Below are 22,545 nucleotides of genomic sequence, written 5' to 3' on the forward strand. Positions count from 1 at the left end.
GATTTATTAGAAAATCTTAAAACTTAAAAATTTTATTTAAGGGTATTGGGATAAAGCTTCTGAATTTTATTTTTTTGTATTTCTATTTTTCTTTGTTCATATTTTTTTGAGAGAATATTTCTGATAAGTAATTGTGGGATAAGCCAAACTGAAGCTATGGCTATAGCCATGAAAACAGGATTTCTCCAAGTTAAGCGAATAATTTCTTGTATCAATTCTTGATTGAAAATTTCCATAAATTAATTGCCTGATAATAATATCAATGCTTAGCTTAAATAAAGTCTTAAATTAATATCAATATTTATTATAGCCTTATAAAATTTTTATTTGGAATTAATTGCATGACATTTTTTCTTTTTCTAGTTTGTGTTTTTTTATATTTGGATTTAAATTAATATTTTATAATTTATTACTAACATGTCCACTTTTCTAATCACAGGATCCAATAGGGGTATTGGATTAGAATTATGTAAGCAAATTCATAAGAGGGGAGATAAGGTAATTGCAGCGTGTAGGAAAGCCTCAAAAGAACTTAAAGATTTAGGCGTGAGAATAGAAGAGAATATAGAAATTACTTCTTATGAGTCAATAACAAATTTGTGTAAAAAGCTATCTGGAGTTAATTTAGATTGCTTAATTAACAATGCAGGAATTTATGAATTTAATTCTTTCGAAAACTTAGATAAAAAAAGTATTTTGCGTCAATTTGAAGTGAATGCTCTAAGCCCCATTCTTATCACTCAATCACTTAAGCCTCTTTTAAAAAGATCCTCTAAAGTTGCTTTTATTACAAGTAGAATGGGATCTATTGAAGATAATACGTCTGGAAGTTCTTATGGTTACAGGATGTCTAAAGTTGCTTTATCAATGGCAGCAAAATCAATTTCTATAGATTTATTAAAAGAAGATATTTATGTGGCTATTTTGCATCCTGGGTTAGTTAGTACAAGAATGACTGGCTTTACTCAAAATGGAATTAGTCCTGAAGAATCAGCAAATGGCCTTTTAAAACGTATTGATTCTTTAAATAAAAAAAATTCAGGTACGTTTTGGCATGCCAACGGAGAAGTTTTGCCTTGGTAATATCAAAACTTTTATATTGAAGAGGGTTAATCGTCTAGTTGTTAAAAAACTTTTAAATTTTTAACGAATTTCGTTGCTTGTTTAATTCTTTTAGTTATCTTAAGAAAAATTAGTAAAGGAGGTGATTCATTGTCGTATCTACCGAAAAATGCGGTTATCAAAGGGGCCGTGAATCCAGTATCTTCATCACATTCATCGGTCTCTTTTTCTTTAATTAAGAAAAAAGGTTTTATCATCAATAGATTTATATAAATCAGTCACTTAATAATCAAAAGCTCTACATCTCAAGTAGTTGTAGAGTTTTTTTTATGAATTTAAATAATCTTTTAAATTTTAATCTATCTTTTTTGGCCGAAATAAATTAAGGCTAAAAAAGATAATGTGCTTACCAAAGCGATTAAATACCACCCAGTTGAGGAGTTGCTAGTTACTTCTGTCATTTGCTTTGATTTTTGTCTGAGGAATTGATTATTTGAGAGAAAATCACAATTGATATTATTAAAAAAACTAAAAGTATATAAGTTACGTTCATTTATAAAAAAATGCTAATTATCAAAAAGATTATTCCTAGAACTACCGTAACAATTGCTCCATCAACTAATAAGTCTTTCCAAGTATAACTTTTAAGCATCCTTGTTTTATCTTCTTCACTCATAAGGTTCTTCAACCAAGTCCAATCTAAAAGCTGTGTCAATGCGATACCAAAAATTAAATGACCAATCAAAATACCAATTAGATCAATTCTAGAAATATCTTTAGTAAAACTTGTAATAATAAAAAAGTCCACTAGTTTTTTTCTTTATTTGATAAAGCTCCAGCTTCTTCTTTGTATTTTTCCCAAGCTTCACTTATTTTTGCTTTAGAGAAATTTTGTTTCCCCTCAGAGAATTTATTTTTGAGATTATTAAAACTATTTGCCAGCTCTTTTTTTGTTGGTTCATCAAGAAAGTTTGATGTTAATTTCCATAAATACCAGCTACTAGCTAGAAAAAGAATAAATCCCAGTAATTGCATATTGGTTTTTTACTATGCTACAACTTTCTAAATGGTTTCGATAAATTAATTTATTTAATACCTACAAAATTTTTTTGATATTAAATCAAAATTAAAACTTTAACCAGTGAAAAAATATTCTATCAAGCAACCAAATAGTTAACCCCCCTTCTAAAAAAGCTAGCCAGTACATACCATAATCAGAAAACCCCATTTGTTCTTTGACTGTTTTAATTAATTTTTTGTGAGCTTGAATGAGATCTTTCATTAATAATTAAACTTTTTTAAACCTGATGAATTTCTTTAATTAAAAAACCCTTTCCATAGCAAGATAGACACGTTTTAGTCTCATCTAATGAAATTCTTAGAAAACCTGCTCCATTACATTTAAAGCAATTTACTTTAGTATTTGAATAGAGTTTTGACTTGATTTTAGCAGCACGATTTAAGTAAGAAACTGTTTCTTTACGTCCGTTTGCTTTAGCAGCTTTGTTTAAGAGCTTTTTGTAGTTGACTTTAAGTTCTTGGGTATTCATCTTTTAACTGGAACTAGTTTTCAAATATAGGTAAAAGGAATCAATAAATAATTAAAATAAGCCCTATGAATTTACCGTTTATATTTCTAATCTGATCTCATATTGAGATTAGACTAATATAACGGATATTTTTTTTTAATGTTTATTTAAGGAGTACTATTTTTTTATTTTTAATAGAAAATTTATATTTGATGAACTAATTTTAAATTTAATAGATTTCTTAAAAAAAATATAATTTTGGAAAATCCATGAGATTATCCAGCCTTTTTTAGATTTTTAACTAAAAAATCATTTTCGTTAGTAAGTACATCAAACTTTGATTTCTTAAGTTTTTCTTTGATTTCAGTAGTCGAATCTTTTTTTATTTTGTTGGGATTCATAAATTTAAAAATCAATTTTAAAAAAATGACATTTTGAATCATACTGATCATCAATACAAAATGTGGATATATTTTTTTTTAAAGAGAAAATATTTTATTTTGCACATAGAAGAATTAATTTAATCAACATATTGTGGAAAACCCTGTTGAAAAACACTAAAAAAGTGGATAACTCTCGGGGATCATTATCAAAACAAGCTTTTCTAGAATAATTTTTAAGTATTAATACTTCATCAAGACAAGTTTAAATATAGTTTAAAATGCATCATGATAGATTGTTATAACTGTGGGATCATTACTTTTATATTTATAAAAAGGATCTGTTTTAGAAAACTAGTGTTGAGAAAAAATTAAAAAATTTATTTTTGAATGATGTATCAAATTGACAAATAAAGTTAAGAAAAATAAAAGGAAACTTGAATTTTTGAAAATTTGTCTCATCTGTTTAAATTAAGTCTTGATTCGGTTTTCTCTATGGCAATACTTCCCAAACTTAAGATTAATCAAATAGCTTTGAATAAGTTAAATATTTAAAATGACAGAAGAAAAAAAGGATTCAAAAAAATGTTCTGGGAAGAAAAACATTATGTTTGCCTATGGTTTTATACAACTTGGTTCTAGTTTCTTATCTGCAATAGCTTTAGCTGCAATTGCTTTTGGATTCTGTTCAGTAAAAAAAGAGTCTAAACTTTTCAATAAATGTGTTTCCGAAATTATTGAAGATGGTGGTACCAATTCTGAGGCAGTAAGGTATTGTAATGGGGGCAATTAAAAATCACTCACAGGACAATTAAAAATCACTCACAGGACAATTAAATGGATTCTACCTGTGATTTGATTATTGACTCTTTGAAATAGGAGCCAATTGTAGAAACTTATAATTTTATTTGGTTAATAACAAATATTGGAATTGTTGCCCTATTTAAAAGAGATGAGAACTTTGAAACTTATAGTTCTAATGTTGAAATTGAGGCAAATAAAATAGCTTTGGATATAAGCAAAGAAGAAAAAGATTATCTCAAAATAACAGACAGAATGCTTTTCTTGTTTTATTCATGATCTAGGATTTATTTCTTGATTTAGTAAGATGGCTCAAGGTTAAAGGCCGGCTCCCTAATATTGTTTTCGCTAATTAATTCGTAGGTTAGCTCTTTATTTAGGGCATTTATATAAGATGTATAAAGTTTTCCCCAAATAAATTCGAATTCATCTTTACTTAAATTCTTGAAAAGAATCTCTCCTTTGAAGTAAATGTGATAAGAATCATTCATTATGGAAAATAAATCTTTTCCTTTTTAACGCATTGAAATATGTATGTAGTATTAGGTGCTACTAAAAAGAAATTTATATTTAGGAGTTAGAAATACTTTTAGAATATCCGTGTATTCATTTTTTGTTTTTTGAATAATCCGACTGTCTCATCAAGATCCATACACGGCTGAATACTAATATCCATCAACCTTCTCCAGGGATGCCATTGCTTCCAAATTGTCTCAAGAGAATCTGCACTCACTACAGAATGTCCAATCCCATTTTGAACCATAAAAATCCAAGAATGAACCTCATAGTTTTCAGGTCGGTTTTGGGGACCACCTGATTCGTACCAATTAATTAGCATTTCTGCCCCTTCTTCTTGATCCTCTCCATCTGTAAATTCGTAGGAAATTAAATACCTTTGCATATAGATTATTATTAAAATCTCTAAACTATTTTAACTCTAGATTTAGATATTGCCTCCCAATTTAATTAGTGCTATGAAGTTAATAGAAGTGATTGTTTTAAATGACCGAAAGATTTGTGAAGATTAAAAAAAATGTCTTAAGTAATATATCTTTTATAAATAAGACAATCTTGAAGTATTTTCAAAACCATGATCTGTTCGTATAGCTCAAATTAAAAGATAAAATTCGATACTTTTTAAAATACCTTAAATTAGTTACCATATTTATACTGTATAGATACTAATGATAAATAAAAAGGATAAAAGCGATCCAATTAATAACTTAGAGTACGAAAAAGTTTTAGAAGAAGAAATAATTAATTCATATGAAAGTAAGTTCCAGAAAGATGCTGAACCAGAAAAAAAAAATATTAAATTTTACAGATTAAAAAGAACTCCATTGGAGATAGTAAATAGGTTATTTTTCTTTTTCTTTATTGGAAGCTTTCTTTTCTCTTTGTTTTTAGCTTATTCAGAAAGTAAGTTGTGGTTCATACTTTATGTGATAAGTGCATTGTCATGTGTTTTTTATACTCCCAATAGAAAAGCACTTAAAGAATTAATAGCAGCTTGGCCAAATATAGAAGATCTCATCAAAGGAAGGAGTTTATGGGGAAAAGGCAAGTAAATAGATTATGAAACCGTTAAGTTCATTTAAAAAGTGGTTATTAAATATTCTTGTGCCACATATAGAGGTCACCAATAAGAAAAAAAAGGATAAAAAATGAGTTTAATAACGGTTGGAATTATAATTGAAATCTTTTTGTTAGTAGTAGTTTTTTTATGGGTCAAGAAACTAAATAGTAAACAATCTAGACAACCCTCTTTATCAAAAAAAACAATAAAAAATCTTAAGTTTTAGAATTTTAATCACAAAATAAGCAATCTCTTTATAAAGAACACTTTAATCTGGAAATTATTTACTTTCCCTCTCAAATAGTATGTGAAATCGGTTAGAACATCTACATTGCTTTTGAATAATATGGTTTCCTCTATCCAAGGTCTTGCTCCAATAACAAATCCATTAAACAGTGTCTTAATAGAAAAGAAACTAATTAATGTTGATCAAAAGTATATTCAACTTGTTGCCCTGGCAGAGGGGTTACCTCGTACAGAAGTTGTTGAAAGTGGAAGAAATTATTGGAAAGGTGTTTGTAGAAGCTTGATTTTCAGATTTCCAGATGACCTCGAAATTTTAAAACTTGATGTAAGAAGTTATGTAAACAGATCTAAAGGAATTATTCAGATAAGATCTGCGGCTAGATTAGGTCAATCAGATTTAGGTGTTAATCTCAGAAGAGTGGAATATTTGTTTGATCAATTAGAGAAATTGTAATTAATCTGTTTTTTATAAAATTAAGGTTCTTTTTACTAAATAGGTGTGCTTTAATTCATAAGAATATTTGAAATGCTATGGTAAAAATAATCTTAGTTGCAATTATTGTTGCTCTTGTATATTCTCAACCTGACCTTCGTCTTACAGTCGCTGATTGGTTAAAAGCAGCTTCTGATTTTCTTATTGAATCAGTAAAAGTAAATCCTTGAATTCATTTTTAATGAAGCATTAAATAAGGCCTGAGACAGTAATCATTTGTTTAATGCATACAGCTAGGAAAATAAATATTATTATCCTGCTTAATATGTATTTCACTTAAATAAATAAATAGTTTTAGGAACATAATAGAAAATTTTTTTGAAATTTTTGAATAGTTAACGATAATAAGGGATATGAAGCTTAGATTATTTGAGTTCTATTTTATTAAAGACTATTTAAGGCCTTGGTTTGGTCTTATTTATTCTTTATTCTTTCTGTTTTTTTTAGGTGCAATTGGCTATCGAATAACAGAGGGATGGGAATGGAGTGATTGCTTATGGATGGTTCTGATCACAATAACCACTATTGGTTTTGGAGAAGTTCAACCTTTAAGTCCTGAAGGCAGGATCGTAACTGTTTTAGTAATCGTTGGCGGATTGATATTTATTCAATTTACCTTTCAAAAAGCTGTTAGATTATTTGAATCCGGCTATTTTCAAAGAGTAAATGAATTACGTTTTAAAAGACTTCTTAGAAAAATGGAAAATCATGTAATTTTGTGCGGATATGGGAGGGTAGGTCAGGAAATATCTAATCAAATAAAAACACAAAATATTCCAATTATTGTTGTTGAGAGTGATGAAGATAGAAAAAAGATTGCTGAAGAAAATGGTTTAGAAGTACTTTGTGCTGACGCTACTCTTGATGAGACGTTAAAACTGGCAGGGTTAGAAAAATGCAAAAGTTTGGTCGTTACCTTACCTAATGATGCTGCGAATTTATATGTAGTTTTAAGTGCTAAAGGTATAAGAAGTTCTATTAGAGTAATAGCAAGAGCTGGAACTGAAGAAGCCGCAAGTAAGTTGAGATTAGCCGGGGCAAGTATAGTTGTAAGCCCTTATATCGCGGCAGGAAGGGCCATGGCATCAATGGCCTTAAGACCTATAGCTATTGACTTCCTTGATCTGCTCGCAGGAAGTGAATGTGAAATTGAAGAATTTGCATTAAGTAATGATATTAGTCTTTTTGAAACAGCAGAGAAAAGATCACTTTCTGAACTTGGGATAGGCAAAAAGAGTGGTGCAAAAATTTTGGCTATAAAAGAAAATGAAAAGTTGGCAACTAATCCTGGAGGCAATTTCATACTTCAGCCAGGTCAAGTATTAATAGCATTTGGTAGTAAAGAACAACTAAATATTTTGAACGGATTATTAGGAAATCTTGTAGTAGCAGTAGAACTATTAAAATAGATATATCAAGAATAATTGATTATATCAAAATATCTTGATGTATTTCTTAATCTTTCCTTTTGGCTTTATGTTTGATGCTATAAATGAATTGTCTTCAACCATAACGATGTCATGAGCATTTTTAAGAAAGCTCTCATTATTTCTTCTGCTATCTCATTAGTTTTCTCTCCAGCGGCGATTGCTTCAAAAAGATTGAGCGGAGCTGGTGCTTCATTTCCCTCAAAAATTTATACCAGGTGGTTTTTTGACTTAGCTAAATCTGGAGGCCCAAGAGTTAATTATCAAGCAGTAGGTTCTGGCTCTGGCAGAAAAGCCTTTATAGATGAAACTGTAAATTTTGGTGCATCAGATGATCCTATGAAAGATTCTGATATAGAGAAAGTTACAAGAGGGCTTGTTCAAATACCTATGGTAGGAGGCACAATTGCATTCGGATATAACTATGACTGCGACTTGAAACTAACACAAGAACAAGCTGTTCAAGTTGCGATGGGAATGATAAAAAATTGGAAGGAATTAGGATGCAAGTCAGGTAAATTAACTTGGGCACATCGTTCTGATGGTTCAGGTACTACTAAAGCTTTTACAAATTCTATGGAGGCTTTTTCTAAAACTTGGAATCTTGGTACTGGTAAATCTGTTAAATGGCCTGCAGGAGTAGGAGCTAAAGGTAATTCTGGTGTGGCGGGTGTTATACAAAATACTCCAGGTGCAATTGGTTATGTAAACCAGTCATACATTAAAGGTAATGTTAAGGCTGCTGCACTTCAAAATCTTTCTGGTGAATTCGTTACTCCCAATACTGAGTCAGGAGCAATAGCTTTAAATGGAATAAATCTTGATGAAAACTTGGCTGGTAAAAATCCGAATCCTACTGCTAAAGGAGCTTATCCAATAGCAACCCTGACTTGGATACTCGCTTATGAAAAAGGTAACGGCAGGAATACTAAGGCAATTCAAGATACGTTCTATAAATTGCTAAGTGATGAATACCAATCAAAAGCTCCTGCTTTAGGCTTCGTTCCTTTAAAAGGGGAAATTCTAAAAAAATCAATCGATGCTGTTGGAAGAATAGGAAGGTAATTTAGAACTAGTAAGCCATGCAATAAAAATCAAGGCAGTTGAAGCATATAAACAATATTGAAGACCAAGAGTGGCATTTCTGCCTAGCATAAATAATAAGCCAGATAGTAAGGTCCCTAATAATCTTCCAGCTGCATTAGCCATGTAGTAATAACCAACATTTAAACTTACTTTTTCATTATCTGAATAAGCCAAAATTAAGTACGAATGAGTAGAAGAATTCATTGCAAAAATAAAGCCAAATATTATTAATCCAATTACAATTACAGGCCCTAATGATTTATCACCGTTTAAAGCTAAAGCAATAAATAATGGGATAACTGTCAAGATAAGTCCCCAAAATTGGACGGTTGTTTTTGTTGGGCTAGTTTTTTTTCTCCATATTTTTCTAAGTAATGGAGCTAATACTTGAAAGAATCCGTAGATTATTATCCATCCACCCAAGAAAAGACCTATTTTTAAATAATCCCATCCAAATGAAATATCTAAAAACACAGGAAGTGCAACTACAAACCAGACATCTCTTGCTCCAAACAAGAAAAATCTAGCACTTGAGAGAATATTTATACCTTCAGACTTGGAAAAAAGGTCTTTAAAAACAGGTTTTCTTTTCATTTTCCCTGAATCTTTAGGAAGACACAAAGTTAAAAAGAATGCGAGACACAGACCTAAACCCATTATTTCAACAGCATTATTAAAGCCTAATATCTTATATAAAAGTCCACCTAAGAAGAACCCAACCCCCTTTAGCGCATTTTTAGATCCTGTTAAAATTGAAACCCACTTAAATAATTGTTTTTGACTATTTTGATTATTTTCTTCTGAACTTGTAACTATTGATTTAACTGCACTTTTTGCACTCATTTTATTTAGATCTTTAGCTACCCCGCTGAGCGCTTGAGCCAACATAACGTATGCGACGCTAAAGATTACTGGCCAATTATCTTTGACAGGAATCAACATGAAAAGAGCAATAATTTGCAGAATTGTTCCTATCCATAAAGTAAGCCTTAAACCATATCTTGCTCCTATCCAGCCACCATAAAGGTTTGTAATTATTCCAAAAAACTCATAGAAAAGAAAAAGTAAAGCAATTTGCAGGGTTGAATAACCTAGTGCATGAAAGTGGCCAACAACTAATATTCTTAATGCCCCATCAGTAAGCGTAAATGCCCAATAGTTTGCTGTGACGACACTATATTGTTGAAGACTAGATAATTTCATAAAAACTAAAATTTTTTTTCTTTTTCAATTACAAAAGAAGTCAAATCTGCAAGTCTGCAACTATATCCCCACTCATTGTCATACCAAGCATAAACCTTTAATAAATTTGAATTCACAACCATCGTTGATAGTCCGTCTATTATGCAACTTCTTGAGTCATTTAAGTAATCTGCAGATACTAAAGGTCTCTCCTCATACCCAAGAATTCCTTTTAAGTATGTTTCTGATGCTTTTTTAAATGCATTATTTACTTGCTTTTCATTTACTTCATTATTTAATTCAAAAACTGCATCGGTTAAAGAGGCATTTAAAAGAGGAACCCTTACTGCATGTCCATTTAATTTTCCTTTTAATTCTGGAAAGATCTCAGCGATAGCTTTAGCAGATCCAGTGGTAGTAGGTATTAAACTTTGCATACATCCTCTTGCTCTCCTCAAATCACTTTTATAAAAATCTACAGGAACTTGAGTGTTCGTGACATCGTGAATAGTTGTAATAGCACCGTGTTTAATTGAAAAATTTTCATTAATTACCTTTACTATCGGAGCCAAACAATTTGTAGTGCAGGATGCTGCAGTTAATAATTTATGTTTGGAAGGGTCATAAAGACTTTGATTTATGCCATAAACAACATTAAGTGATTCAGCTTCTGCAACAATTCCTTTGACTGGACAAGCTACTATTACTCTTTTCATCCCTAGAGAATTAAAATATGGATTTAGTTTGTCTGGCTTTTTATTCTTTCCTGTACATTCCAAAATAATATCTACAGAAGATTTTCCCCAAGGAACATCAAGGTAATTTTTAAAAGATGTGTAGGTTAATTTCTTTCCATCAATTATTATTTCTTCTTCTTTAACGTTTATATCTTTCCCCCATCTGCCATGGACTGAATCGAATTCGAGTAGATGAGCAGCGGCATTCGAATCTCCTGCTATCTCATTAATGTGAGTTATTTCTATATCAGCTCTATCCCATAATGCTCTGAAAACTAATCTGCCAATTCTTCCAAAACCATTAATTCCAATTTTCATGAAACATCTTAAACCTGACTAATTATATATCAAAAATATTTGATATATCAATAACTCTTGATATGTGAAATAATATTTTTTTAGGTTAATATTAAACAATCAATTATGTATAGGCCTTGTTAGAGCAACTTAAAAAGATTAATAGTGAGCAGTTTGTTGGGATAATGGAATCTCTTTCTGATCCAATTAGAATAAATATTCTTGAATTAATGATGGATGGAGAGATATGTGTTTGCGACATAGTAAAAGTTACAGGATTATCCCAACCGAAAATTTCTTATCATATAAAAATTCTTAAAGATTCAGGTCTCATCAGTGACAGACAAGAAGGAAGATGGGTCTACTACAAATTAAATTTAGAAGTATTATCAGAAATTCAAAATTGGATGGGTAACTTAATTCAGTCATCCAAAAATAAGAGGAATTGTAAATAATCAAATATCAAAATTTTTTGATTTTTTTGAAAGTCTTTTTGCTCATTTAGTAGTAGATTTATAGAGATATTCTTTTTTTAATGGAAGAGAAATTAACTCTTTTCAAGAATCGTAAAAGATTCGGTATCGAAAAAAATATAGATATTATCTTCAAGAATACTGCTCTAGTCTTGTCTAGTTTCGTAGCAATAATCCTTTTAGGAATTATTTTAGTAGTCTTTTTTCAGTCATTTGAATCCTTTTCAAGGTATGGCTTGAAGTTTTTAGTAACCTCTGAATGGAATCCTGTAAAAGATGAATACGGAGCTTTTACCGCAATATATGGCACATTAGTAACCTCATTTCTTTCGTTATTAATAACTATCCCCTTGGGCGTTGGAACTGCAATATTTATTACCGAAGACTTTGTACCGAAAGTTGTCAGAGAAATAATAGGTTCATTTGTTGAATTATTAGCAGCTATTCCATCAGTTGTATTGGGACTTTGGGCAATATTTGTAATGGAACCTTTTTTTAGAGACTTTTTTGTCTTTTTACATAATTTCTTTGGTTGGATACCTTTATTCAGTACAGAACCCACAGGCAGGAATTCCTTGTTAGCAATATTGATTTTAGTAGTTATGCTTTTGCCAATAGTGACTTCTATAGCTAGAGATTCTCTTAATCAGGTTCCTAAAAAGTTAAGAAATGCAGCCTATGGAATTGGAGCTAGTAGATGGAAAACAATATTTTCAGTAATTTTGCCGGCAGCATTATCGGGAATTATGGCAGGGGTTCTATTGGCTTTAGGCAGGGCAATGGGAGAAACAATGGCTGTAACAATGATTATTGGTAATTCCAATGCATTTAGTTGGTCTCTTTTATCTCCTGGATATACCATTTCCTCCATGCTTGCAAACCAGTTTGGTGAAGCTGATGGAAGTCAGGTTTCATCACTTTTTTATGCAGCTTTTGTATTGATGATCCTATCTTTAGTTGTTAATATCTTTGCTCAATGGCTAGTTAAGAAATTTAGTCTCAAATATTAGATAATTATGAATTCACTTTACTACCAGAAAAGATTATCAAGAAATATAGGAGATAAATTCTTTACTTCTTTATCAGTAATTTGTGCGTTGATAGCAATACTGCCTTTGATTTTTCTGGTGACTTATATTCTTATCAAAGGTGGATCTCAAATCACACCAGAACTATTTACTTTAGAACCAAATCCTCCTGGGGATGATTTAGATGCAGGAGGTATTAATCCTGCATTAGTAGGGACATTAATAATTACTACCATTGCTTCAATTATTGCCATACCAGTAGGTGTTGGCGGTGGAATATATTTGGCGGAATACTCTAAAGGTGGTCCTTTTTCAAGATTTATCAGATTTGGGGTAAATGTTTTAGCCGGAGTCCCTTCAATTATTGCAGGTGTATTTATTTATGCCCTAATTGTCTCAACAAAGATCTTATTTGGAAGTATGTACAGTGGCTTGGCAGGAGGTATGGCTCTTTCAATATTGATGTTGCCTACAGTTATAAAAACTACTGATGAAGGTTTAAAGTTAGTTCCTAACGAATTAAGATATGCGTCTCTTGGTGTTGGAGCAAGTATGTATACAACCATATTGAAAGTTACATTGCCTTCTGCGTTTAGATCTATTGCTACTGGCGTTGTACTTGGAATCGCAAGAGCTGCAGGTGAAACAGCACCTTTGATATTTACGGCTTTATTCTCTTACTACTACATAACAGGCTTTGGAGACTTGTTTTATGAGATGGGTTCCTTGGCTGTATTGATATACAACTTTGCTCTAGAGCCATATAATGCGCAGAACAAATTAGCCTGGGCAGCTTCCTTTATTCTTGTTTTGTCGATACTATCAGTAAATATATTTTCAAGAATATTGGCCGCTTTTACTGAGAAAACTAAGAGAATATAAATGATTAAAACTAATAAAAAAATACCAAAGAATATTATTTTATCTCTTGAGAATGTCTCTATAAGCTATGGAACTTTTGAAGCAGTAAGAAATGTTTTTTGTAACTTTAAAAAAGGAAATATAACCTCCCTTATTGGACCTTCAGGTTGTGGTAAATCAACTGTTCTTAGATCTTTAAATAGAATGAACGATCTTATTCCCAATTGTTCTTTAAAAGGAACTGTTCTCTTTGATGGAACTAATATTTATGACAAAAGAGTAGATCCAGTTGAAGTAAGAAGAAGAATTGGAATGGTTTTTCAACAACCTAATCCTTTCCCGAAATCTATCTACGAAAATATTGCATTTGGGGCGCGAATTAATGGCTTTACTGGAGATATGGATGAATTAGTGGAAAGTTCACTAAGAAAAGCTGCTTTATGGGATGAATGTAAGGATAAATTGAATGATAGTGGTTACTCTTTATCTGGTGGACAACAACAAAGATTATGTATTGCTAGAACCATTGCGATTGAGCCTGAAATAATTCTAATGGACGAGCCATGTTCTGCATTAGATCCAATTTCTACTCTGAAAATAGAGGAAACGATGCACGAACTTAAAAAGAATTACACAATAATAATCGTTACTCATAATATGCAACAGGCATTAAGAGTTAGTGATATGACAGCATTTTTTAATGCAATTGAATATGAAGAGGGTGATGGAGGAAAAGTTGGCTATCTTGCAGAATTTAATTCGACAAAGAAAATTTTTAACTCTCCTAAAGAAAAAACAACTCAGGAATACATATCTGGTAAATTTGGTTAATTTTTACTTTTAAAAGGAAAATCTTTACCTTTAAGACAGTTAAGGGGTAGACAAACAGTATAAATACTTATATAGTTATTTCGAATTAGTGTGTGTATCTTTGAAAAACTATCCTTTTCTACCCTTTTTGATTTTTGCAGGAGCCCTTATAACCACTGCAACAATAGGCTTGCCTGTATTTACTTCATGATTCAAAAGTATTTTTATTGAGGGTAATTTTATGCTTTCAATCATAAATAGAGAATTAATTGGAAGTCCTAATAAAACTTTAATTAGAGTGAATTTATTTGACTTTATGAAAAAAAGAGAGAATATGTATCTGTGTGGGAGTGGAAAATCTGTATTAAGACCATTTTTTAAGGTGGTTAATTTCTAATTTATTTATCATGGATAAAACTAAAGAACAGTTAGAAAAATTAAGAGAAGTAGCAGAAGCATCTCTTACAAAAACGGATGAACTTCATAAGGTTCTTGCTCAAATTGAAGCTTTAATGTCTAGAGAAGAATCACAAACATTATCAAAGAAGAAATAATTTTTTAAAAAATATTTTTTAGTTTTTGTACTAATAATTACACCTTTCCAATTTGATTGTAGTTATTAATTAAATATGCAGAACCCGTTCCAATGTTTTCTGTTAGGTCTCGAGGTCTAACCTTCTTATAGTAAAAGACCTCTTTAATTTAATTATGTTTATTTGAATTTTTACGCTCTGCTTATTTAGTTGATGATTTTATAGATTTCTTTCTTACAGACATTTACATCGAAAGATTCAGTATTTACAACCTCTAAGCCTGTCTTTTCCGTAACTTCAACTTTTGCATTACATTCGTCTTGTTTAAGAGCCATGTAACTTGGATTTTTATCTTCTATATCTAATTCAATACTAGATTCAGGATCTTCTTTATATTTTTCCATTACAAGTGTAAGAGCCTCTATCTCAACGGAAAAATTCTCATTTGCTTTTGTCCCAAATGTAATAATAAGAAATGGAAATAAAATCAATGCTATTAATTTTTTCATTTCTATAAAATGTGTTTATTTTTTTTATAACGTGGATTGTCTGCTAAAGGAAGGGGCATTAGCTTATTTATTTTTCTAATTATTTATTCTTAATTTATTAAGAACTGATGAATATTTTCAAATTAATTGAAGAAAATGTTTAACGGGAATTTTAAGTATAAATTGGTATATTTAAATGAAACATTAGTTAAATTTAGTTAAATTTTTAATTAGTAATTATATTTTGATGATTTCTTCTTGAGAAACAATGGCCCATTTTTTAAATGACTTCTACAGGGAGGATATGCTCTAGTTAAATCTCCAAATTCAGGTAGATAAATAATTTTATATTTATAATAAATTATTATCTTTCTCTTCTGTGAATTATTTTTTTAAGGAAGTTGAATAAATAAGTTTTATTTAAGATTTGCGAATAAGTCTGTTTGCAAAATAGTTTATCTTTACTTTTTCTGAAATTTTTCTTGAACTACTTTTTACTTTGACTTTATTTTCATTTAGATTAACTATTTCATCGGATACATTTTTGCCAGTTTCAAAATAATTTTTAATTTTTTCTAATTCTTCTTTATTTAATCTTTTTGCCGCCCCTTTTGCATTGATTCCAAGTTTCTTGCAGGCTAGTAATATTCTATTATTTTCGACATTAAGATCTTTAGCAATAGTGAAAATTGGAGTGTTTTTAGACATTATCTTTATGACTATAGAATTTACCATTAATAATATATTTATAAATTAGTAATTAACTATATTTTTAATTATTATTAATTTCAAATAATTTTTTGATTAGGCAACTTCATCTTCAATATTGTTTAAATCATTAAACATTTTTTTCATGGTTGCGTTATTTCTAGTTAATTTCTTTACCGTTAAATCTTGAGATTTGCTGTCAGCGGATAAAAGGTGTTTTTTTGAGAGAATTAAAGCCTCCTTAGTTTTTTGTAAATGGGTTATTGATTTATCAATTTCTGAAATTGCATCATTAAATCTATCTTGGGCTAGTGATACATTTTTACCAACTGCATTTTTAAATTGCTCAAGAGTAGTTTCAAAATTTGTTATGTCGTAGTTTTCGCGTTTCATTAAATCTATTTGTGATTTGTATTTTAAAGTTTCCATAGATGCATTTCTTAGTAGAGAAATAATTGGCAAAAAGAATTGTGGTCTTATGACATACATCTTTGGAAATCTATGTGAAACATCTACTATACCTGCATTATATAATTCACTATCTGGTTCTAGAAGCGATACTAGTACTGCATACTCACAAGATTTTTGTCTTCTATCTTTATCTAATTCTTTTAAAAAATCTTCGTTTTTTCTTTTATTAGTTCCATTTAAACTTTCGTTCTTCATCTCAAACATTATGGATACTATTTCAATTTTATTATCATCAAATTCCCTGAAAATATAGTCCCCTTTACTGCCTGAAGTGACATCATTATCCTTTTCGAAATATGAGTTTTTAAATGCAGTAGAGCGATTAAGATTGAATTGGTTTTCGCAATGGATTTCTAAGGTTTCTCCTACCATCTTTGTAGACAATCTAGATTTCATTTGCCTTAGCTCATTAATAGTCAGGTCCCTTTCACTAATTTTGCTTTTAAACTTTTCTTCAATTAATTTTTCATTTATTGATTGTTCAAGCCTAATCTTTTCAATGGTATTTGTTAATGATGAATTTTCTTTTTCTAAATTAGTAACAGCTTCATTAACTTTATTTTTTAAAGATAATTCTGAAATTAAAGACTGGTTTTTTATTTCATCCTTTAATTTGTTTAATTCATTATTGAGTGAATTAATTTTATTTGTTGCTTGATTTCTTAAATCATTTAGAGCATTTGTTTTCTTTTCTTCAGCAATATTTAATTTAGATTCAAGAGATTGGACTTCATTTTCCTTAATGCGGTTTTGTTCTATTAACTGTATTCTAAGTTCTTTCTTTAAAATTTCCAAAGCTTTTTTATTATCTTCTTCAGCCAATTGAAGCCTTTCTGTTATTTGTTTATTAAATTCTTCATCTTTAATTTGAAGAAGGATTTCTTCAAAGCTACTCGGATCAATTCGGAAAGTTTTGCCGCATGAGGGGCATTTAATATCTTTCATTTTTTAATTTCAAAATTAATATTAGAAAGGATTTAATATTCGAATTATGTAAAAAGAATATTATTCTTGACTAAGAATAAACAATGATTCAATGTTATGCATTAAAAAATAAAATAAATAATCGATGGAATTCATATTAATCCGGATTCTTTAAGTATGTTAATTTTATTTGCTAATTCAATATCTGCAGAAGATATTGAGCGATCTAATGTTTTATGAGAAGAAACCGTGTAACCACTATCATCAACAAATTCATCTTCTGCATCTTTTAAATGGATATTCTCATTTCGAGATTCTTTATAAATATTCGAGTTGTTTAAATTTGATTTGTTAATATTGCTATATCCAAAATTTGCAATTCCTCTGGCATCTAATGCTTCCTCAACTAATATTCCAACAACCTTAGATCTACTTATAGATTCGCTTTTGGATATTTGGTCAATAATTTCAAGTACCCTTTTTCTAGGAAGATATCCTATTCTTTTTACTTTAATATCCATGAAATTTTATATATGTCGTTATTGTAACACTTCTGTCAAATAAGTCAGATTTATTGATGGTAATAAGTGTAAATTTAATGAAAGAAAGAAAGAAAGTATGATTTTAAAGAACCTTCAAACAAAGTTATTTCTTAATAAGTCATTAGTATAGTTATATATGCTTCCTCTAATTACTTTTTTAAGATCAAGTCAAAATCTCTTTAATTTAAATTACAAATCTTATGAAAGATAAACTTTATGACAATGCTGACAGTTTTGCGATGTCATTTGATCAGGAATGGGAAAATCTTGATTGTGCGGATTTACAATTAAAGATAGATAAAGTATTCGAAATTTTATCTGACCATCCTTTTTTAGTCTCTAATCCTGAAAATGCAAGAAGAATGGCTGAATTTAGGATATTTTCATTAAAAAAATTTAAAAAATAATTTTTATATTTTTATTGAAATTAATTATTTAAGTTGAATATTCAATATTTAAAAATTAGATATTTGGAGAATTAAAAAATCCTTTGCTATATAAGAATATTGTTATACCTATAATTGGACCTATTCCAAATATAAAAAGTACTAATTTTGCAGAATTTTTTGTTTGACCTAATTCTTTATTTATGTTGTTTGACTCTGTTTGAATCTTTTTGGAATTTTTCTTTTTCATGAAAGATATTTTACTACAGCGTAACTTTAGGAATCTTTATCTTTTTAGTAAATCTCATGTATTTTTTAAATTTAGCTAGATTTATTTAGGAATCATGAAAACACAATAATGTATAATGTAATGAATAAAAAGTAATATGAGTGCAACCAAGAGAGAGGAAGTAAGCTCTCACCTTAGATATATAAGGTTAGAACTTAGAGAAATGCATCAAATGCTTATCAAAGACGATTTGTTACCAGATCTAAGTGAAGCTAAGGAAGTTCATGCACAGCTGGATGCTTTATTGGATTTATTATCAGATAAAAGAGTAAAGAACATTAAAACTCAATTTTGAATTTTTTAATTCATTTCAATTAATTATAAATAATTAGTAGCTGATTCTATTTTTTTGCGATTATCATGCATCTGTTCTAATTCATTGTATATTTCTTTAATTTGGATTTGGATTAGATCAGTTGAATTTATATTACTTAAAGCATCCATTGCGGATAGTAGACTTTCTTTCGCTTCTATTAAATGTCTACATTCTTTACTGCCTGCTTCGTAGGACATAGTATTTTAAAGAATTTAATTATCCCAAATATATAAAAAATACTTCGGTATTGCTTGATACTCTTATCAAAAAAAAGCATATTATTGTTATGTATATTACAGAATTGGTAATTATTTTTACTAAAATTAAAAAAAAAACTAATGCAAGAAAACACCAAAGACTATGCATTGTGTATTAAAGTGGCTTTAGAGAATGCAAAAAAAAGAATTAATCTACTTGATAATTCCGATAAACAGTGCGTTTTAGACGAATATAAGGAATGGATCAATGATGGTTTAAATAATAATACAATTTTATTACTTAGAGAAGACCCAATTATCTAAAAACTATTTAAGAACTATTTTTAATTCTTTGCATTCGAAGTAACCTTATATAAAAAATAAAGACTTACAATAAAAGTGACTATTAAAATAATTGTTAAAGAGGAAAAATTATACATAATTATATCTAAAATTTGTTTTTACTATAACAGTCTTAATTAAATTTGCCTTTGAATTCAGTTTTCTTTAAAAAGTGAAAAAATAAATTTTTGCAAATTTTCTTTTTCTAAAAAGATTTCTTTAGCCTTATATTTTTTTAATTTTTCAAAAATTAAATTAACTAAATATTCTGATTTTGGATTCATAATAGAAAGTTATTTTTCTAATAAATAAATTTTCTCTTCACCAATTTTATCTGGCTTTGTTATCTTACATCCTTTATCTTTTTCCATATCACAATCTTTTGTAGCAGGAATAGATTTCCAAGTACAAATTTTTTCTTGAGAATCTTCTTTTAAGATAATCCATCCATCATCTAAGTATTCTGAAATACCATCCTCTCCACAGGAAAACTTTATTTCCATTCTTTTCTTTTCTGAATTAGTATTCTCATTAATATTTTCTTCCGAATTATTTATGGGATATTCTTTATTTATTGATGTCCTACATGAACTTAAGAGGATTGTAATTAAAAGTATTTGTGCAAATTGTTTTATTCTTTCCATTTTTTAATTTTTTTATGTTTTCAAGTTATTAAAACATAGTTTATTTTGTTTCTATTAATTTTAATAGTTGATCCATTTTATTCATAAGTTTTTTTACATCATCTGGCTGGGGTAATATTAATTCTTCAGTAACTTCTAAATGCATTTTCTTTAAGTTTTGCCTTAAATCTTTTAAATGCATTTTTACGTTTTCTTTCTTTTGTTTTATATCATTCATAGGATTAAAATTAAATTTAATTAAACTTAGAATGACTATTATAATATTATGAGGTTTATTAATAGATAATAATTAAAAATTTAATTTTTTAGATTTTCAATTTCATAGATTTCTTCACCGCCGAAACAAAAATTTGTAGATAACATTTTTAATTCCCTCTTATTAAGTCCGATTATATTTTTATTTTTAATAATATAGTCTCTGGCAATCGCTTCACAATTTAGTTGATTTTTTGCATGTTTAATAACTGGATAAAAATATGCCAATGTAATAATTATAAAAAAAAATGTTATTAATGATTTCTTGTCGTCTTTAATTAATTCTTTAGCTTTCTTTTTGGTTTTTAATATTTTTATTAGCAATTTATCTGGTAATCCTATTTGAACAAATAAAAACTCCACCCACCATGGAAGATCTTTATCTTTCTTTTTCTTTGAGTTTTCGGCACTATTCATTTTCTTACCTTCATAATTTTGATTTCTAGCCTCTTTGGGATTAATTGTTTCTTTTTTATTCATATCATCCAATAATTTATTTGGAATATAGAGGTTTTATTTTGATTTGGAAACTATATATTCATTTTATAAGTTTTAATTTAATTTATCTATCAATTTGAGTATTGTTAATTTGTATTTAAAATAAAATGTATAGATGGCAAAAAAAAGAAGGAAGTTAAATAAAGATTACGAGAAAAAAATATATTCATCAAAAAAAAATGTTGAATTAGTTTTGGCTAAAATCTATGATATCGATGATGAAGATATACAAAAAGAATATATTAGTGCTTTTAATAGAGTTTTGTACTTATATGATCAATTAAAAGAAGAGTATGAACAACAAGGCTTTAAGGACAATTCAGAAGAGCTTCTTATAAATTATAAAAATGCTTTTAATCTTTTTGAATCAGAATTTGAAATTTAAATTCTAATTACCTTTATAAGGTATCACAGGTATTTCAATTAGATTGCCTTTTTGTAGATTCGATCTTTTCTCTACCAAATTGTTTATACAAGTTGATTTCCTTTGCTCATTTTTACAAATTTTCTTTATTTGGTAATTAGTAAGTGAGAATGTTCTATCACCAAATGTTAACAAAGCAAATAAAAATAAAGATAGATTTAATTTTGCTTTCATTGATTTCCTATTACTTGAATTCTTATTATCTTTAATTAAATTACTTTTTATTATAAATATCTATAATTTGTTTTAATTCATCTTTACTTAAGTCTGTCGAAATAAAAACTTCTTGGGCTGTTTTACCCTTTCTTGCGATTGCTTTATATCCGTTTATTGTTTTCACTGACAATCTAATTGTCAATTTAGAGGATCTTCCCCTTACTCTTGATATCGCAGCTGGAGTTACTGTCTTGATATTAATATTAAGTACTAACTTTTGAAGTATTGGAATTAGACCTTCTATATTTGTACTATGATTTATTACTAACCTTCCCAATTTGTATTTTCCCTTTAATTTATTCTATTTACAAAATTTTGTTTCTGAGAAATTAACTTTAGATTAGAAATGATTAAAAAATTTTGAACTTCTGTTATATTTATAAAAGTGATTTAAATCTAATGATCTTTCAAATAGGGTGGGCAGCATTAGCTGCAATTTTTACTTTTTCAATAGCAATGGTTGTTTGGGGTAGAAATGGTGACGGATCTATTGACATATGAGTTCATTTTTAAGTTATGACCTCTACTTAAGTAAATTTCTCATATATACCTCATTCGTTTTACTAATATTAATAACATTAGCTGTAATTTATATATCTTATGTCTCTTGGAAAGATAAAAAAAGATTAAAAAAATAGATTTTATTTTTTTTGCGCTGTTTTATTATCCTTTATTCTGAGTTCTTCAATTAATTCTTTTGCTTGTTCCATTTTTGATAGAGTGTTTTTGTAAATTCCTATATCTTTTTCTGCTTTATTAAAAGACAATTTTAAGTTTTTAAAAATATTAGATAGGATATCATTTATCTCTGATTCTTTTTTTTCTTTGAGATCTAGGTATTTTAAAATTAATATATACAATCCTAAGTTTAATATCCTTGAAGGATAGAGTTTCGAATCGCTTTTTTCTTGTAATAATTTCAATATATCTTTAGATGATTTATCCTCGAATTCCTTTTGAGATGTTTGAGAGATTTCCTTGATTTTATTCCCTTCGAAATTTGTAGAACTGCATAAAGATTCAAAAAGAAGATCCAAATGTCTCTCAGGTTTGTATCCTTTCATTAAGTCTTTGAATGTCTCGGTGAGACCAATACAAAAGAGATAATCTTGTGTAAATTCATTTTGATGATTTAAAAGATTTAGCTCAACAAGCATTTCATCAACTATTCTTTTATATAAGCCTGGAATAACGTAAGGGAATTGTTCATGAAATAACTTTTTGCTATCTGAAACGGTCAATTTTTCTTTCAATTTTTTATATGTAAACCTTAATAAGGTTAGCGTATGTTTACTCAAAATCGTTAGTATCTAATAAACAGATA

The 22,545-nt window shown here is 28.7% G+C and carries 40 protein-coding genes; 17 read left to right on the plus strand and 23 right to left on the minus strand.

Features of this window, described 5'->3' with window-relative positions; translation table 11 throughout:
* Positions 1–32: 32 nt before the first annotated feature.
* A complete protein-coding gene (locus tag HA143_RS03880; protein ID WP_209083316.1) occupies positions 33–236 on the minus strand; it encodes a hypothetical protein in 204 nt (67 codons plus the stop codon).
* Between the two features lie 181 nt (positions 237–417).
* Between HA143_RS03880 and HA143_RS03885 the strand changes: the two genes are divergently transcribed.
* A complete protein-coding gene (locus tag HA143_RS03885; RefSeq protein ID WP_209083317.1) occupies positions 418–1,083 on the plus strand; it encodes an SDR family oxidoreductase in 666 nt (221 codons plus the stop codon).
* A gap of 41 nt (positions 1,084–1,124) precedes the next feature.
* On the opposite strand, the gene HA143_RS03890 is transcribed toward HA143_RS03885, so the two are convergent.
* The 6 genes from HA143_RS03890 to HA143_RS09800 all read right to left on the minus strand — a co-directional run bounded on the left by HA143_RS03890 (position 1,125) and on the right by HA143_RS09800 (position 2,992).
* Complete coding sequence (locus HA143_RS03890; protein WP_209084517.1) at positions 1,125–1,319, minus strand: hypothetical protein; 195 nt, start codon at positions 1,317–1,319, stop codon at positions 1,125–1,127.
* 296 nt (positions 1,320–1,615) lie between these two features.
* Positions 1,616–1,870, minus strand: coding sequence for a hypothetical protein (locus HA143_RS03895; RefSeq protein ID WP_209083318.1), 255 nt, complete (start codon positions 1,868–1,870; stop codon positions 1,616–1,618).
* Positions 1,870–2,097, minus strand: a complete 228-nt coding sequence (locus tag HA143_RS03900; RefSeq protein ID WP_209083319.1) for a hypothetical protein — start codon at positions 2,095–2,097, stop codon at positions 1,870–1,872. Before HA143_RS03900 ends, HA143_RS03895 begins: the two co-directional genes overlap by 1 nt.
* A 91-nt stretch (positions 2,098–2,188) precedes the next feature.
* The gene (locus tag HA143_RS03905) at positions 2,189–2,344 is read right to left on the minus strand and encodes a hypothetical protein (RefSeq protein WP_012007524.1); all 156 of its coding nucleotides are present in this window, start codon (positions 2,342–2,344) and stop codon (positions 2,189–2,191) included.
* Between the two features lie 16 nt (positions 2,345–2,360).
* Positions 2,361–2,612, minus strand: a complete 252-nt coding sequence (locus HA143_RS03910) for a molecular chaperone DnaJ (protein WP_209083320.1) — start codon at positions 2,610–2,612, stop codon at positions 2,361–2,363.
* Positions 2,613–2,866: 254 nt separating this feature from the next.
* The gene (locus tag HA143_RS09800; protein ID WP_257469934.1) at positions 2,867–2,992 is read right to left on the minus strand and encodes a hypothetical protein; all 126 of its coding nucleotides are present in this window, start codon (positions 2,990–2,992) and stop codon (positions 2,867–2,869) included.
* A gap of 535 nt (positions 2,993–3,527) precedes the next feature.
* Here HA143_RS09800 and HA143_RS03915 point away from each other — a divergent pair.
* Positions 3,528–3,764, plus strand: a complete 237-nt coding sequence (locus HA143_RS03915) for a hypothetical protein (protein ID WP_209083321.1) — start codon at positions 3,528–3,530, stop codon at positions 3,762–3,764.
* Positions 3,765–4,071: 307 nt separating this feature from the next.
* Here the strand turns inward: HA143_RS03915 and HA143_RS03920 are convergent, their stop codons facing one another.
* Both HA143_RS03920 and HA143_RS03925 read right to left on the minus strand, forming a co-directional pair.
* The gene (locus HA143_RS03920; protein WP_209083322.1) at positions 4,072–4,263 is read right to left on the minus strand and encodes a hypothetical protein; all 192 of its coding nucleotides are present in this window, start codon (positions 4,261–4,263) and stop codon (positions 4,072–4,074) included.
* 98 nt (positions 4,264–4,361) lie between these two features.
* Positions 4,362–4,673 carry a DUF3303 domain-containing protein gene (locus HA143_RS03925; protein ID WP_025967496.1) on the minus strand — a complete coding sequence of 104 codons (312 nt, stop codon included), beginning with the start codon at positions 4,671–4,673 and terminating at the stop codon, positions 4,362–4,364.
* 283 nt (positions 4,674–4,956) lie between these two features.
* Between HA143_RS03925 and HA143_RS03930 the strand changes: the two genes are divergently transcribed.
* The 5 genes from HA143_RS03930 (at position 4,957) to pstS (ending at position 8,579) form a co-directional block, all read left to right on the plus strand.
* Entirely contained in the window at positions 4,957–5,340 is a 384-nt protein-coding gene (locus tag HA143_RS03930) for a DUP family protein (protein ID WP_209083323.1), read from the plus strand.
* A gap of 354 nt (positions 5,341–5,694) precedes the next feature.
* The gene (locus HA143_RS03935) at positions 5,695–6,048 is read left to right on the plus strand and encodes a DUF1499 domain-containing protein (protein ID WP_209083324.1); all 354 of its coding nucleotides are present in this window, start codon (positions 5,695–5,697) and stop codon (positions 6,046–6,048) included.
* A gap of 77 nt (positions 6,049–6,125) precedes the next feature.
* A complete protein-coding gene (locus HA143_RS09805) occupies positions 6,126–6,257 on the plus strand; it encodes a hypothetical protein (RefSeq protein WP_257469935.1) in 132 nt (43 codons plus the stop codon).
* A 183-nt stretch (positions 6,258–6,440) separates the two neighbouring features.
* Entirely contained in the window at positions 6,441–7,496 is a 1,056-nt protein-coding gene (locus HA143_RS03940) for a potassium channel family protein (RefSeq protein WP_209083325.1), read from the plus strand.
* A 111-nt stretch (positions 7,497–7,607) separates the two neighbouring features.
* A complete protein-coding gene (gene pstS / locus HA143_RS03945) occupies positions 7,608–8,579 on the plus strand; it encodes a phosphate ABC transporter substrate-binding protein PstS (protein WP_209083326.1) in 972 nt (323 codons plus the stop codon).
* Here the strand turns inward: pstS and arsJ are convergent.
* Together arsJ and HA143_RS03955 are read right to left on the minus strand one after the other, a co-directional pair.
* Positions 8,547–9,803, minus strand: coding sequence for an organoarsenical effux MFS transporter ArsJ (arsJ, locus tag HA143_RS03950; protein ID WP_209083327.1), 1,257 nt, complete (start codon positions 9,801–9,803; stop codon positions 8,547–8,549). The genes pstS and arsJ overlap by 33 nt on opposite strands.
* Positions 9,804–9,808: 5 nt before the next feature.
* Complete coding sequence (locus tag HA143_RS03955) at positions 9,809–10,837, minus strand: ArsJ-associated glyceraldehyde-3-phosphate dehydrogenase (RefSeq protein WP_209083328.1); 1,029 nt, start codon at positions 10,835–10,837, stop codon at positions 9,809–9,811.
* 164 nt (positions 10,838–11,001) lie between these two features.
* On the opposite strand from HA143_RS03955, the gene HA143_RS03960 reads away from it, so the two are divergent.
* The 4 genes from HA143_RS03960 (at position 11,002) to pstB (ending at position 14,009) form a co-directional block, all read left to right on the plus strand.
* Positions 11,002–11,271, plus strand: a complete 270-nt coding sequence (locus HA143_RS03960; RefSeq protein WP_209083329.1) for an ArsR/SmtB family transcription factor — start codon at positions 11,002–11,004, stop codon at positions 11,269–11,271.
* Between the two features lie 80 nt (positions 11,272–11,351).
* Positions 11,352–12,299, plus strand: a complete 948-nt coding sequence (gene pstC / locus HA143_RS03965) for a phosphate ABC transporter permease subunit PstC (RefSeq protein WP_209083330.1) — start codon at positions 11,352–11,354, stop codon at positions 12,297–12,299.
* Between the two features lie 6 nt (positions 12,300–12,305).
* Positions 12,306–13,199 carry a phosphate ABC transporter permease PstA gene (pstA, locus tag HA143_RS03970; RefSeq protein WP_209083331.1) on the plus strand — a complete coding sequence of 298 codons (894 nt, stop codon included), beginning with the start codon at positions 12,306–12,308 and terminating at the stop codon, positions 13,197–13,199.
* Positions 13,200–14,009 carry a phosphate ABC transporter ATP-binding protein PstB gene (pstB, locus tag HA143_RS03975; RefSeq protein ID WP_209083332.1) on the plus strand — a complete coding sequence of 270 codons (810 nt, stop codon included), beginning with the start codon at positions 13,200–13,202 and terminating at the stop codon, positions 14,007–14,009.
* Positions 14,010–14,117: 108 nt separating this feature from the next.
* Here the strand turns inward: pstB and HA143_RS09810 are convergent, their stop codons facing one another.
* The gene (locus HA143_RS09810) at positions 14,118–14,243 is read right to left on the minus strand and encodes a hypothetical protein (protein ID WP_257469936.1); all 126 of its coding nucleotides are present in this window, start codon (positions 14,241–14,243) and stop codon (positions 14,118–14,120) included.
* A 152-nt stretch (positions 14,244–14,395) separates the two neighbouring features.
* Between HA143_RS09810 and HA143_RS03980 the strand changes: the two genes are divergently transcribed.
* Entirely contained in the window at positions 14,396–14,542 is a 147-nt protein-coding gene (locus tag HA143_RS03980) for a hypothetical protein (RefSeq protein ID WP_209083333.1), read from the plus strand.
* 185 nt (positions 14,543–14,727) lie between these two features.
* Here the strand turns inward: HA143_RS03980 and HA143_RS03985 are convergent, their stop codons facing one another.
* The 4 genes from HA143_RS03985 to HA143_RS04000 all read right to left on the minus strand — a co-directional run bounded on the left by HA143_RS03985 (position 14,728) and on the right by HA143_RS04000 (position 17,633).
* On the minus strand, positions 14,728–15,030 hold the full coding sequence (locus tag HA143_RS03985) for a hypothetical protein (RefSeq protein WP_209083334.1): 303 nt from the start codon (positions 15,028–15,030) through the stop codon (positions 14,728–14,730).
* Between the two features lie 399 nt (positions 15,031–15,429).
* Positions 15,430–15,717: a translation initiation factor IF-2 N-terminal domain-containing protein gene (locus HA143_RS03990; protein WP_209083335.1), complete on the minus strand. Its 288-nt coding sequence runs from the start codon at positions 15,715–15,717 to the stop codon at positions 15,430–15,432.
* A 96-nt stretch (positions 15,718–15,813) separates the two neighbouring features.
* Entirely contained in the window at positions 15,814–17,133 is a 1,320-nt protein-coding gene (locus HA143_RS03995; RefSeq protein ID WP_209083336.1) for a DUF2130 domain-containing protein, read from the minus strand.
* Positions 17,134–17,264: 131 nt separating this feature from the next.
* Positions 17,265–17,633, minus strand: a complete 369-nt coding sequence (locus tag HA143_RS04000) for a CopG family transcriptional regulator (RefSeq protein WP_209083337.1) — start codon at positions 17,631–17,633, stop codon at positions 17,265–17,267.
* Between the two features lie 221 nt (positions 17,634–17,854).
* On the opposite strand from HA143_RS04000, the gene HA143_RS04005 reads away from it, so the two are divergent.
* Entirely contained in the window at positions 17,855–18,061 is a 207-nt protein-coding gene (locus HA143_RS04005) for a hypothetical protein (protein ID WP_209083338.1), read from the plus strand.
* Positions 18,062–18,116: 55 nt separating this feature from the next.
* Here the strand turns inward: HA143_RS04005 and HA143_RS04010 are convergent, their stop codons facing one another.
* Entirely contained in the window at positions 18,117–18,290 is a 174-nt protein-coding gene (locus tag HA143_RS04010) for a hypothetical protein (protein ID WP_209083339.1), read from the minus strand.
* Positions 18,291–18,426: 136 nt separating this feature from the next.
* Here HA143_RS04010 and HA143_RS04015 point away from each other — a divergent pair, with 136 nt between their 5' ends.
* Positions 18,427–18,624, plus strand: coding sequence for a hypothetical protein (locus HA143_RS04015; protein WP_209083340.1), 198 nt, complete (start codon positions 18,427–18,429; stop codon positions 18,622–18,624).
* 23 nt (positions 18,625–18,647) lie between these two features.
* Here the strand turns inward: HA143_RS04015 and HA143_RS04020 are convergent, their stop codons facing one another.
* The gene (locus tag HA143_RS04020) at positions 18,648–18,842 is read right to left on the minus strand and encodes a hypothetical protein (RefSeq protein WP_209083341.1); all 195 of its coding nucleotides are present in this window, start codon (positions 18,840–18,842) and stop codon (positions 18,648–18,650) included.
* Between the two features lie 141 nt (positions 18,843–18,983).
* Between HA143_RS04020 and HA143_RS04025 the strand changes: the two genes are divergently transcribed.
* On the plus strand, positions 18,984–19,166 hold the full coding sequence (locus HA143_RS04025; protein WP_209083342.1) for a hypothetical protein: 183 nt from the start codon (positions 18,984–18,986) through the stop codon (positions 19,164–19,166).
* A gap of 311 nt (positions 19,167–19,477) precedes the next feature.
* Here the strand turns inward: HA143_RS04025 and HA143_RS04030 are convergent, their stop codons facing one another.
* From HA143_RS04030 to HA143_RS04040, 3 genes are all read right to left on the minus strand, one after another.
* Positions 19,478–19,828 carry an alpha-2-macroglobulin gene (locus HA143_RS04030; RefSeq protein WP_209083343.1) on the minus strand — a complete coding sequence of 117 codons (351 nt, stop codon included), beginning with the start codon at positions 19,826–19,828 and terminating at the stop codon, positions 19,478–19,480.
* Between the two features lie 40 nt (positions 19,829–19,868).
* Positions 19,869–20,045, minus strand: coding sequence for a hypothetical protein (locus HA143_RS04035; protein WP_209083344.1), 177 nt, complete (start codon positions 20,043–20,045; stop codon positions 19,869–19,871).
* 80 nt (positions 20,046–20,125) lie between these two features.
* Positions 20,126–20,563, minus strand: coding sequence for a hypothetical protein (locus HA143_RS04040; RefSeq protein ID WP_209083345.1), 438 nt, complete (start codon positions 20,561–20,563; stop codon positions 20,126–20,128).
* A 133-nt stretch (positions 20,564–20,696) separates the two neighbouring features.
* Between HA143_RS04040 and HA143_RS04045 the strand changes: the two genes are divergently transcribed.
* The gene (locus HA143_RS04045; protein ID WP_209083346.1) at positions 20,697–20,966 is read left to right on the plus strand and encodes a hypothetical protein; all 270 of its coding nucleotides are present in this window, start codon (positions 20,697–20,699) and stop codon (positions 20,964–20,966) included.
* Positions 20,967–21,219: 253 nt separating this feature from the next.
* On the opposite strand, the gene HA143_RS04050 is transcribed toward HA143_RS04045, so the two are convergent.
* Positions 21,220–21,498, minus strand: a complete 279-nt coding sequence (locus tag HA143_RS04050) for a DUF2103 domain-containing protein (RefSeq protein ID WP_209083347.1) — start codon at positions 21,496–21,498, stop codon at positions 21,220–21,222.
* 122 nt (positions 21,499–21,620) lie between these two features.
* Here HA143_RS04050 and petN point away from each other — a divergent pair, with 122 nt between their 5' ends.
* Positions 21,621–21,722 carry a cytochrome b6-f complex subunit PetN gene (gene petN / locus HA143_RS04055; RefSeq protein ID WP_011376303.1) on the plus strand — a complete coding sequence of 34 codons (102 nt, stop codon included), beginning with the start codon at positions 21,621–21,623 and terminating at the stop codon, positions 21,720–21,722.
* A gap of 140 nt (positions 21,723–21,862) precedes the next feature.
* On the opposite strand, the gene psb29 is transcribed toward petN, so the two are convergent.
* On the minus strand, positions 21,863–22,519 hold the full coding sequence (gene psb29 / locus HA143_RS04060) for a photosystem II biogenesis protein Psp29 (RefSeq protein ID WP_209083348.1): 657 nt from the start codon (positions 22,517–22,519) through the stop codon (positions 21,863–21,865).
* Between the last annotated feature and the right edge of the window lie 26 nt (positions 22,520–22,545).

This window comes from Prochlorococcus marinus CUG1415 (genome assembly GCF_017696015.1).
Classification (GTDB): domain Bacteria; phylum Cyanobacteriota; class Cyanobacteriia; order PCC-6307; family Cyanobiaceae; genus Prochlorococcus_A; species Prochlorococcus_A marinus_AE.